This is a genomic window from Pseudomonas defluvii, assembly GCF_001695625.1.
In the GTDB taxonomy this organism is placed as follows: Bacteria; Pseudomonadota; Gammaproteobacteria; order Pseudomonadales; family Pseudomonadaceae; genus Aquipseudomonas; species Aquipseudomonas defluvii.
This window is the reverse complement of the sequence record NZ_MBPN01000135.1, coordinates 1-10,957: the sequence shown is the minus strand read 5'-3', so window position 1 is coordinate 10,957 and position 10,957 is coordinate 1. Positions and strand designations below refer to the sequence as shown.

Sequence of the window (10,957 nt, the reverse complement as noted above, 5' to 3'; positions counted from 1 at the left end):
GAGCTTACATTTTCTAAGATCCTCGACTCCTTTTCCAGCCGGTCAGATTTTTTCTACACCCTTAAATGCGAAGAGCCGGACTTACAGGAAGGACCTTGAAATATGGACAACCCCATCTTGCAGACAGTTAATTGTCTGACCCACTTATTGAACGTACAGGTACCGGTTTGCGTACAGCATTGGACAGAACCAGCGAGGTTGTGACTGAACCATGGACAGCCAGCGCATCGACTATGGACTCCAAGTCAGCGGGTTGAGAAAACGCGCAGCGAACGATGAAGCAATCCTCCCCGGTGATCCTGTCTGCTTCTAAAACTTCAGGTATGTCATTAAATAAATCCAGGTAATGCTTGATGTGCTGATGGGTTGTGCGAACGCGCAGGATTGCTTGCAGACCTAGTCCTACCTTACGCAAATTTATTCGAGCGCAATAACCTTCTATGACAGCAGCAGCTTCAAGCTTCTGGACTCGCTCGCTCATAGCTGGCTGCGAAAGCCCAATGCGTTTACCCAACGATGCCAAACTTTGCCGTGCATTTTTTTGTAGAGCCTCCAGAATCTGCAGGTCTTTGCTATCAAGCCCCATGCGCCCTCCCCGCTGAATAATCCGATGAGTCATCGGTCAAAGGTACTTCATTTCAAATGACTTGCCATCCACGGTCGATGCCTCATTCGCTACATTTTGCGGACACCACTTCCGAGAAACAAGAAATGACACCTTCAATATTGCTTCTACCAGGCATTGGCAATTCCGGACCAGGGCATTGGCAAACAATATGGGCCAACAGCGATACCTCTATGGAGTGTATCGAGGGGCAAGATTGGAAGCGCCCCGTTTGCGCAAAATGGGTCGATAATCTGGAGGCTGCTATTCGCCGAACTGGACCTAACACGGTGTTGGTAGCCCATAGTCTCGGCTGCTTGCAGGTTGCCCATTGGGCGCAGAGTAGACACACAGCGATCCGAGCCGCCTTGCTGGTTGCCGTACCTGACCCTGATCGCCCCACTTTTCCAAACAAGGCGCTGGGGTTTAGTCCGTTAGAGCTGAAGCGTTTCGCATTCCCTAGTGTTGTTGTCGCAAGTACCAACGACCCCTATGCAGATACAGACTTCAGCTTGCGATGTGCTGATGCCTGGGGCAGCCGTCTGGTGAACATCGGAGACCAAGGACATATCAGTTCGGCCAATGGGTTCGGTGATTGGCCTCAAGGTAGAGCATTGTTGAAAGAGCTTCTTGCAACCTCGATTAAGCCCTTAGACGATGTGCTTTAAAGAGCGAGGCTCAACGAACACGCATGAGCGAGTCCGCGAGCATCTTGAGATGCTGACCCGAAGCGCTTATAGACTGTCTGGCATGTACCATGTGTAAAATATGTTTTGCCAATATTCAATGGAATGATCGACTGATTACTTGTCACGTCAGGTACGTAATTGACCCTTACTAGGTCCAGGCTTTTGAGAGCTATTCGCGGCGTTGGATACAGTTGGTGACACGTATGGGAGGGCAGCACCATGGCTATTTCCTTCCTGCAGAAGGCGCTAATAACATTGCTTACTGCCTGTTCAGCTTTTCAAGCCTTGCAGATTACGAACGGTATCGTAAGGAAGCTGAAACAGATCCTGATTGCGTTGAGGCGGTCGACCAGGCGGTCGAGAAAAAATTCATCCAAAGTTATGAGCGTAGCTTCATGCGCCCTGTGCTGGAGTGAAGATCTAGCGGGGTGATTTCGGCAAAAACGCGGAGAGGGTTGGTACTTTCTTGCCGATCATGGTTACGAAACGCAATGGTCAAATCCAAAGCGCAAGCAGGTGAGTAAGTGGAGTATCATTTCCCTGCTATTGACCAAGGGATTCGTTTATTATCGCGATTAACCCTCTTGAACTACAGGTGCTATTCTGCACACGTTTGGCCTCGGAGTCCTTTTCGAGGCGGTTCCAGGTTTTCATATGGCACTAGGTCACTCGCCAATTGGCCCGGTATAAAGCGCAAGGCATATTTACTGGTGACATCCAGCTTTTGATGCTACTCATCCACGATACAAACAGGATAAATTGCGTCTTCCTTCGAATGGCCATAGATGCCCAAGCATGGTGACCCGTAGGCGGTAGAGATCGTTATTCCACTGATGCTTGTAGGTCGCCCCCCAAGACGTAACCTTCGAAATCTTCTATGGATAGGGCTTCGAATAGCACCCGTTCCAGGATGGCAAAAAAACATTTGATATGGGCCTGTTTCAGTGCTTGAGGCCGAGTAACCAGGTAGACCTCCATATCTGGAAGGTGGAGATCCGGGAACACCTCAATCAGATCGTTCGCCAGTATACGGGGCAGTACGGCAACCCCCATACCTCGCCTAACCGATTCGAGCTGCACGGCGAACGAGTTCACGCTGATCTGCGAGCGGTCCAGACCACCTGCCTTTGCCGCACGCATTTGCGGCAACATGTCCAGCGGGGGAAGCAAGGCAATATTGACCGCAGTGCTGGGGGTCACCCCCGGAAATCGCTTCAGATAACCTGCATCAGCAAAGATACCGTAGGCGAGCCGGCCTATTGGTCGATAAATCAGCGACGGTTCACCCAGATGGGCTGTACGTACAGCAATGTCTGCCACACCGCGGACGATCTTGTGAAAGTCGGCTGTTACCATCAGCTCCACCGAGCAACGCGGGTGCAAAGAAGTGAAGCGAGTCGCGGCCTCCAGCACGTAATACGAGAACCCCTCCCCTGCACTGACCAAGACACTGCCACATAGCTCGGTGTGTAGCTCGGATATCCCAGAAGAGGTTTGGCGCCTCAAGCCAGCTTCCGCTGCCAGGGCAACCTCCACGAGGGATTGGCCCCTCGAGGTCAACCAACATCCTTCAACGCCCCGTTCAACGAGTGGTTCACCCAGCGCGACCTCAAGTTGGGTCAGACGGCGGGACACCGTAGATGCCGCGATACCCAGCAACTGGCCAGCTTGAAGAAAACTGCCACGCCGCGAGACTGCCAACAGCAGACGAAGATCGTCCCAATTTGCTTCCAACGCCATGCGCCCTATCATCCCTGGTCTGCAAATGTGCAAAACCATTATGCAGTAGCCGCTGTTTTTCGGGGGAGTCCTCAACGGTATATCTACAGGCCTTCGAAACGAATGGAATGGACTGTATGACTACTGGCCCCAACGACTATGCGGAACGCGCCTCAAGAGCCTTCAATCACCGTGATGTGGAGGCGATGCTTGCGTTGGTTTGCGAAGATTTCATCTACCTCGATGGCATGGGGATTCAAACCGGTCGCGAATCCATGCGCAAACGGGAGACTGCGCTGTTCGAAGCGTTCCCAGATGCCCAAGTGACCTTCACCCCATTCATGGTCTCTGACGATCTTTTGGCTTTGACTGCCATACTGACAGGCACCTTCGCCGCACCCTTGGTGCTGCCAAGCCGGGTGATCCCACCCCATGGACGTTATATTACCGTGCACTACGCCGCCCACTTCACCTTCAGAAACGGGCTGGCCATCCGTGAAGAGACCTTCTTCGACAGTGCCGCGTTGATGTCATCAGCCGAACAGGGTGAGGGTTGAGCCATGCGCAGCGCATTTGTTACTGGAGCAACCGGCTTGCTGGGCAACAACCTGGTACGTGAACTGGTCGCTCGCGGCTACGCGGTCAAAGGCCTGGTCCGTTCAAGAGCCAAAGGTGAACAGCAGTTCAACGATCTGCCGGGGGTGGAGCTAGTCGTTGGGGACATGGCCGATGTCGACGCATTCGCAGCGTCACTGCAAGGTTGCGATACGGTGTTTCACACCGCGGCGTTCTTTCGTGACAACTACAAGGGCGGCAGCCACTGGAAAGAACTCGAAAAGATTAACGTCTCTGGTACGCAACGCCTGCTTAACCTGGCCTACCGCGCCGACATACGACGGTTCATTCATACGTCATCCATTGCCGTGCTCGACGGCGCACCTGGCACCGCCATTGATGAGACATGTCTGCGGGCCGACGCCGACGCGGACGACTACTACCGCAGCAAGATCCTCGCCGAGCGTGTCGTGTTATCGTTCCTGGAAGCACACCCCGAGATGCATGCCTGTATGGTTCTGCCTGGCTGGATGTGGGGGCCTGCCGACATTGGTCCGACCTCCTCGGGGCAGTTGGTCAACGATGTCGTACACGGCAAATTACCGGGATTGATCCCCGGTAGCTTCTCCGTTGTCGATGCCCGCGATGTGGCATTGGCGCAGATTGCCGCAGCCCAATATGGGCGACGAGGTGAACGCTATCTTGCGGCGGGCCAGCATATGACAATGCCCGAGCTGGTGCCTGCTCTAGGACGCATAGCGGGCGTCAAGACACCCGTCCGGCAACTACCGCTCCCGTTTCTATACACCTTGGCGGCTGTGCAGGAGATCTATGCGCGTCTTACAGGCAAGCCTATTCTGCTGAGTATGGCCACGTTGCGCCTGTTGGTGCGAGAGCAGGGCCGCACCCATTTCAACCACCGCAAGAGTGAACAGGAGCTCGGCCTGAGTTTCCGGGCGCTAGAGCTGACGATCACCGATACCGTGGCGTGGTACCGTGATCACGGTTGGTTTGAAAAACACAGCACACCTGTGTCGCAAGAAAAATGCAGATCCGTCATGGCCGACGACTGACTTTCGCAGACGCAATCATAGTCGAACCCAAAAGCCGATAGCTTCGTGTCAAATTGTGCGGTTTTGTGCTGGCATGAGAGTCAAAACTCAAGTTCCCGGACCCGCACTTCTTCCGCTTTCACCGCCAACCAGAACAAGGATGTAAACATACTGTGAGCAGGGAAATAATCCTGATGCGTCACGGCCAGCCAGAGCTGGTCGCAATCGACAAAATGTCAGCGCTCGATATGAACAACTGGATCGAACAATACAACCGGTCCGAAATTACCAACCAGCCCGTGCCGAATGCCAGTATGCAGCTCGCGGCGACCGCCACAGTGATTGTCTCAAGCAGCGCGCCACGTGCACTGACCTCACTCCAAGCACTCGGCCTGAAGCCCACCCTTGTCGACGCGCTCTTCTGTGAAGCGCAACTGCCTTATGGTGACTGGAAACGACCAAGGCTATCGCCGTTTACCTGGGCATTTATCCTTCGAGTCCTATGGTTGTGCGGTTACTCACGCAGCGTCGAATCTGTCGGCACTGCGAGAATGCGCGCCAGCATGGCAGCTCAGCGGCTGCAATCCCTTGCCAGCGAAGGACCGGTTCTACTGCTTGGCCATGGCTTTATGAATCGAATGATCTCCAAACAACTGCTGGCAGACGGATGGACCCGACAAAAGCGTAACGGCAGCCAGTATTGGAGCGCCACAGTCTATCGATACAATGGCGCTGAAGATTTACATTGCCGCCAAGGAAAATGGGCTAAGTATTGATGAGGTAGAGGGTATCGCTCTGCGGAAAGGTGTTCAGAGTCACTATGGAAGCACGTTGAGCAACTGACTCTTCGTTGGATTTCCTGTCTAAGTTTGCAGCACATAGGCTCAGTTGCAGAACACTTTGCGTTCCAGCCCACAACGAAAAAGCCCCGCAGACGTTAATCTGCGGGGCTTTCAAATATGGAGGCCGAGGTCGGAAACGAACCAGCGTAGACGGATTTGCAATCCGATAGAAAGAACCCCGCCCGCTGCGGCCTTGAACCGCTTTTCAGTTCCAAAACTTTTAGACTACCGTCGCCCTGAAAGCCGCATTCTACAAGGGTGCCCACTCTGAGTTTTGAAACCGATTTTTAGCCTTCTCTGGCGTACCTCTCTCCACTTGACCGCCTGGCTGCATCAGTACTGATCACTCGTTTGCATTGCACTTGACCAAGCGGTTGAATTCGATCTGACCACCGATTTGCATCGGATTTTACCAATACGCTTAGTGTCCATGATCGGCTAAGAGCTGGTCATTGCTGCCGATGGCGACCGGCAGAGACCGAACCATAGCTGCCGGTGATTTTGCCGGCTATGAGCCCGGCTTTGAAGGCGTGATTCTGAAGCCACGATTTGCTCTAGATCTATCGCGGCCACTCTTGACCAGCCGCCGACACCCCATAGAATAAAGCCCCGTTAAATCAAGGAATGATTTTCATGATCACCTGCCACGTCCGATACATTATCGATCCCTATCAGATAAATGCGTTCGAGCGCTATTCACGCTCATGGATCTCGGTGGTAACTCGTCTGGGGGGCCAGCATCACGGATACTTCCTGCCGGCTGAAGGAGCCAATAACGTCGCGTATTGCCTCTTTAGCTTCGCAAACCTTGCCGACTACGAGCGATATCGTAAGGAAGCAGCACGCGATCCTGAATGTGTGCGCTTGGTGGAGGAAGCGTCCGAGTTGAAGTTTATCGTGAGCTACGAGAGGAACTTCCTTCGCCCTTTGCTTGAGTAACGCATATGGGAATCTGTCCTTCATGCGCCTCGACCATCACACCGGTCTAGTCTTGCCTCGTAGCCATGGCCCTGCGAGCGTCTGCAATGGGTCGATTGTGCTGAAAAAGTCGCTCCGCTCAAACTGTCCGGATATTGAGCGGTGAAAACGCCCTTTTTGCACGCTGCTACGTGAAATCTGAGTCCGGAAGCCTCAGTCAAAAGTAAGAATTTCAATCTCAGACGCGTACTTTTCTGCCGTGGAAACCAAGGCTGCATAATTGCATGGACTTGACCACCTATTTGCATTCGACTTGACCAGTTGTTTGCATCGAATTTGACCAGCGTAGTGGGTGCCCTGTGACCGGCAGAAGCCGACCCTTTTCGGACGTTCGGTGCAACATCGGACAGATTCGTGAGCTAGCGGCTATTTGGCGTTCCTATTCACTAGCTGCTCAGCTCGCCGCCCTAGTCGACACTTTGCGTGCCACCGCGCGAGCTTCTGTCGACCATTGCGATGATCGTTTCGAAGAGTTCGTCCTGCGCCTGCTCGGGTGTGATTTCTCCGGTTGCGGCGGCATGGGACAAGGCCTCGGCCGCACCAAGCATCGCCCGAAGACTCGCGGGTGCGATAGCACCCTCTCTGGTGAATGGAGAGAGGGCCATCCGGCACTTGTTCATGAAGATCGCTTCGTATTCGAGCTTGATCTTTTCGAGCTCCGGGGAACTGGCCAACGCCGCGATCACGCCGGGTATCTCGTTGCCCTGGAGAAGCACGCAGTCGACGTAAGACGATGCGATGACCGTCGCCGTGCCCAGCAAGGTGGCTTCGCTCGTCTGAAGCGCGGCATCCATGAGTGCGGTCTGGCGAGCATCGAACTCCTGATAGAGCGCCGCCAGCAACCCGGGCCGCGTGCTGAAATGGTCGTAAACCACGGGTTTTGTCACACCCGCTTGCTCGGCGAGCCGTCCAAGCGTCAAGGCTTCCGTGCCTTCCTCCCGGACCAGCCGCCAGGCGACGTCCAGCAACTGACGGTATCTCTCTTCCCTTGACATGCGCCGACGCGGCTGCGGACTGGAATCCTGCTCTCTTGTCTCGATGCTTGACATGGCTATATACCAAAAGTAACTTACTGGACGTAACTTACCAAGAGTATATAAGGTTCGCCCTCTCGCCCTCAATCAGTAGCAGGAGTTTTCGACATGCACGCACTCATCGTTGTTGCTCATCACGATCCCCAGTCCCTCACCCATAGCCTCGCTGCGCAAGTCGCCGAAGGCTTATCCCTGGCCGATCCTGGCAACTCCTTCGAAATCGCAGACCTATCAGCGCAAGCGTTCGATCCGAGGTTCACGGCGGCTGATCTCGCTGTCCATCACAGGGAGGCACCGCCCCCCGCCGATGTTGCCGCCGAGCAAGCGCGGATCGATCGTGCCGATGCCCTTGTGCTGGTCTATCCCGTCTACTGGTGGTCGATGCCAGCGCTTCTCAAGGGATGGATCGATCGCGTGTTCGCCAATGGCTGGGCGTTCGATTTCAGTTCGGATGCCAAGCTGGTGAAGAAGCTTCGCCACCTGCGGGTTCATCTTGTCGGCGTCGGCGGTGCCGACCGGGAAACCTATGAGCGGCACGGCTATGCCGACGCCATGAAGACGCAGATTGACCATGGGATCTTCGATTATTGCGGCGTATGTGTCGTGACGTCCGAGCTCCTGCTCGAATCGGAAACGCAGGATCCGACTGGTCATATGGACACTGCACGAGCCCTCGGTCGCGAACTTTTCACTGTATCTAAGTGATGCAGTAATAAGGACAGATTTATTTTCCATGACCTGAATGCCCGCTTTTGGCCGACTTCTGCCGGTCACGGGGTACCCGGTGCGCTGGTCAAATTCGATGCAAACAACTGGTCAAGTCGAATGCAAATGACTGGTCAGTGGCAATGCGAACGTGTGGTCAAATTGAGTGCAATTTCCCAAAGGCTGACTTTTTCAACAGAATCGGCCGAAAGCAGCCATTTGTTTAGGGCAGGTAACGTCAGTGACAGGCGCGCGCCTTGTTTGTACAAAGCGATATCGAGTCATGCGTCACAGCATCCGCGCGCAAATCCCTCAGGAATAATTGGCCCGAAACAAATGTAATTGCTTACCCCTGCCGAAGCGGACAGTCCTTCAACGACAGGCATCCGCAGGCGATGCAACTGCCTAGCTTGTCTCTCAGTGCCAGCAACGACTCGATACGGCTGTCCAAGTGGCTACGCCATTGGCTGGACAGCCGCGCCCACTCCAAGGCATTTGGCGCACGCTCGGACGGCAGCTGCCTCAGCTTTTCGCCAATCTCCTTCAAAGGAATGCCGACCTGTTGCGCAATCCTGATCACCGCCACTCGGCGCAGGACGTCACGGCGATAGCGCCGCTGGTTGCCCGTATTGCGCTGTGCCGTGATCAACCCTTCGCGCTCGTAGAAATGTAACGTGGAAATTGCTACCCCCGCCGCATCGGCGACCTCGGAGGGGCTCAATAGCTGTTTACGTTCATGCATGCGGGCATCCTTGACCTCAAGTTGACTTGAGGTCGCAGACTACCAGTCTCTTACATCTGGAGTAGTCCCATGTCCGTAGATTCTCGTCGCGCGTTCGAGCTGTCCAATCCGCCTGGGCTGTATGACCCGAGTAACAACGGGTATTCCCACGTCGCTGCATTGGCACCTGGGGCCAAGCTGCTGTTCATCGCCGGGCAAGGTGGTGAGGACGTCGACGGACGACTGCCAGCCGCGTTCTCTGATCAGGCAAGGCAGGCGCTGGCCAACCTGAACACTGCACTCCAATCGCAAGGCTCAAGCTTACAACAGGTGTTCAAGCTGACCTTGTTGATCGTCGATCATAATGAGCATCGCTTGCGCGATTGGGTTAGGGAAGCGAATCGAGTCTGGAAGGCCGGGCATCCGGTTTGTACTTTGATTCCGGTACCACGGCTGGCGTTGGATGGAATGCTCGTGGAGATCGAGGCGGTGGCTGCTTGCAGCTAACCGGCAACCTTGCCGCTGCTGTGCCGATCAGCAATCGCGCAGCGTATCACTCATGATCGAATAGCCACTGATGAATATCCACAACCCAAAGCGGACATTGAGCGGAAATGGATTGGGTGCTCGCGTAATTCTGAAATAGGATGGAGAATCCTCATCCAAGATGGCGCACTAGCGGCAAGCATATTCATGGAGCGAAAAGCAAACCCGTCATCCACCTCTGATTGGGTCATACGTAGCACTACGCCTGGCAGTGTAGAGCGCATCGAAGCGTGGTTTGGCGGCCATGGCTATGACCCGCATCGTCACGATACATATTCGATAGGCCGTACCCTTGCCGGCGTTCAGAGCTTTCACTACAAGGGGGCACTGTGCCACGGCGTGCCAGGCAACACACTTGTGCTGCATCCCGACGAAGTACATGACGGCATGGCTGGCACCGATGTGGGCTTTCGCTACCGGATGGCCTACATCGACCCGTCGCTGATTCAGAACGTTCTCGGGGGAGAACCGTTGCCTTTCATTGCCGGCGGGCTATCCTGCGACCCGCGTTTATACCGCGCCAGCGAGGCTTTCGTGCAGGCATTGGATCATCCTCTGGAAACACTGGAGGAGCAGGATGCCGTATATGACTTGGCAATGGCGCTGCGCGCAGTCGGCGGCAAGCCGCGTGGCCGCAAACGTCTGGACTACCGCTCTGCCGAGCGCGCTAGGGCGTTCATCATGGAGCACCTTCACGTGGGCATCACGCTGGGGATGCTCGAACAGGCCAGTGGGCGTGAGCAATGGAGCTTGTCGCGAGACTTTCGGGCCCTTTACGGCACAAGCCCATACCGTTTTGTCACGCTAAGGCGCTTGGACTCTTTCCGCAGACTGATTCTGGATGGCTTCACACTGGTCGATGCCGCCCTCGCCGCAGGCTTTCACGATCAGAGCCACATGACCCGACACTTCACTCGTACCTACGGTGTGCCGCCTCTGCGTTGGCTGGAACGCTTGCGTGCTGTTCGCTGAGTTGCAGGATCGTACAAGAACAGCACGTTTTTCGTTCGATAGGCTGATCACTCCAACTTAGAGAGGATCTGCTATGTCTGGCATACAACAGAAATTCGCATCACAGCCTGTGAACCTGACTCAAAAAGCTTCGCTGATTGAGCAGCAGTGGAGTCCAAGGGTCGTCGCGGAAATGAACGACTACCAATTCAAGGTGGTACGCATCGAAGGTGAATTTATCTGGCATTCACACCCGGAAACCGATGAAGCCTTTCTTGTGCTCGAAGGCCTCTTGCGCATTGATCTCCCTGAGGGCTGCGTTCATGTGAAGCCGGGCGAACTGTATGTCGTGCCACGTGGTGTAAAGCACAGAACAGCGGCACAGACGGAAACAAAACTTATGATGATCGAGCCGCGAGGTGTGTTGAATACCGGTCATGAAGGCGGGGAGCGAACTGCGGTGAATGACGTCTGGATCTGAGTCGAAATCAACAATAGTGGCTAGCTTCAGTTGACTAGGTGAGCTCGGTGGTGACCTTAGAGGTGCCCGCCACGGCTTTT

Annotated in this window: 13 protein-coding genes and 1 pseudogene; 10 read left to right on the top strand and 4 right to left on the bottom strand. The window is 54.7% G+C overall.

All coding sequences use genetic code 11. The annotated features are described in order from the left end of the window. Positions 1–127: 127 nt before the first annotated feature. The gene (locus EKA13_RS23925; RefSeq protein WP_065761637.1) at positions 128–586 is read right to left on the bottom strand and encodes an Lrp/AsnC family transcriptional regulator; all 459 of its coding nucleotides are present in this window, start codon (positions 584–586) and stop codon (positions 128–130) included. Between the two features lie 56 nt (positions 587–642). Between EKA13_RS23925 and EKA13_RS23920 the strand changes: the two genes are divergently transcribed. After that, on the top strand, positions 643–1,272 hold the full coding sequence (locus EKA13_RS23920; protein ID WP_342671857.1) for an RBBP9/YdeN family alpha/beta hydrolase: 630 nt from the start codon (positions 643–645) through the stop codon (positions 1,270–1,272). A 131-nt stretch (positions 1,273–1,403) separates the two neighbouring features. After that, positions 1,404–1,709, top strand: a pseudogene (locus tag EKA13_RS23915) (NIPSNAP family protein). A gap of 406 nt (positions 1,710–2,115) precedes the next feature. On the opposite strand, the gene EKA13_RS23910 reads toward EKA13_RS23915, so the two are convergent. Beyond that, on the bottom strand, positions 2,116–3,033 hold the full coding sequence (locus EKA13_RS23910) for a LysR family transcriptional regulator (protein ID WP_065761636.1): 918 nt from the start codon (positions 3,031–3,033) through the stop codon (positions 2,116–2,118). Between the two features lie 116 nt (positions 3,034–3,149). Here EKA13_RS23910 and EKA13_RS23905 point away from each other — a divergent pair, with 116 nt between their 5' ends. From EKA13_RS23905 to EKA13_RS23890, 4 genes are all read left to right on the top strand, one after another. Then, entirely contained in the window at positions 3,150–3,569 is a 420-nt protein-coding gene (locus EKA13_RS23905; protein WP_065761635.1) for an ester cyclase, read from the top strand. 3 nt (positions 3,570–3,572) lie between these two features. Next, positions 3,573–4,640, top strand: coding sequence for an SDR family oxidoreductase (locus EKA13_RS23900; RefSeq protein ID WP_065761634.1), 1,068 nt, complete (start codon positions 3,573–3,575; stop codon positions 4,638–4,640). A 173-nt stretch (positions 4,641–4,813) separates the two neighbouring features. Continuing rightward, positions 4,814–5,395, top strand: a complete 582-nt coding sequence (locus EKA13_RS23895) for a histidine phosphatase family protein (RefSeq protein WP_083199895.1) — start codon at positions 4,814–4,816, stop codon at positions 5,393–5,395. Positions 5,396–6,094: 699 nt separating this feature from the next. Next, positions 6,095–6,400 (top strand): NIPSNAP family protein, encoded by a 306-nt coding sequence (locus tag EKA13_RS23890; RefSeq protein WP_065761632.1) that lies wholly within the window; start codon positions 6,095–6,097, stop codon positions 6,398–6,400. Between the two features lie 446 nt (positions 6,401–6,846). Here EKA13_RS23890 and EKA13_RS23880 read toward each other — a convergent pair whose 3' ends face one another. Then, positions 6,847–7,488, bottom strand: a complete 642-nt coding sequence (locus EKA13_RS23880) for a TetR/AcrR family transcriptional regulator (protein WP_065761631.1) — start codon at positions 7,486–7,488, stop codon at positions 6,847–6,849. Between the two features lie 93 nt (positions 7,489–7,581). On the opposite strand from EKA13_RS23880, the gene EKA13_RS23875 reads away from it, so the two are divergent. Continuing rightward, a complete protein-coding gene (locus tag EKA13_RS23875; RefSeq protein WP_065761630.1) occupies positions 7,582–8,178 on the top strand; it encodes an NAD(P)H-dependent oxidoreductase in 597 nt (198 codons plus the stop codon). 346 nt (positions 8,179–8,524) lie between these two features. Here EKA13_RS23875 and soxR read toward each other — a convergent pair whose 3' ends face one another. Beyond that, the gene (gene soxR, locus EKA13_RS23870) at positions 8,525–8,920 is read right to left on the bottom strand and encodes a redox-sensitive transcriptional activator SoxR (protein ID WP_065761629.1); all 396 of its coding nucleotides are present in this window, start codon (positions 8,918–8,920) and stop codon (positions 8,525–8,527) included. 69 nt (positions 8,921–8,989) lie between these two features. On the opposite strand from soxR, the gene EKA13_RS23865 reads away from it, so the two are divergent. The 3 genes from EKA13_RS23865 (at position 8,990) to EKA13_RS23855 (ending at position 10,877) form a co-directional block, all read left to right on the top strand. Continuing rightward, positions 8,990–9,406, top strand: coding sequence for a RidA family protein (locus EKA13_RS23865; RefSeq protein ID WP_065761628.1), 417 nt, complete (start codon positions 8,990–8,992; stop codon positions 9,404–9,406). Between the two features lie 186 nt (positions 9,407–9,592). Then, positions 9,593–10,417: an AraC family transcriptional regulator gene (locus EKA13_RS23860; protein ID WP_065761627.1), complete on the top strand. Its 825-nt coding sequence runs from the start codon at positions 9,593–9,595 to the stop codon at positions 10,415–10,417. A 73-nt stretch (positions 10,418–10,490) separates the two neighbouring features. Continuing rightward, a complete protein-coding gene (locus EKA13_RS23855; protein WP_065761626.1) occupies positions 10,491–10,877 on the top strand; it encodes a cupin domain-containing protein in 387 nt (128 codons plus the stop codon). The last annotated feature ends 80 nt before the right edge of the window (positions 10,878–10,957 follow it).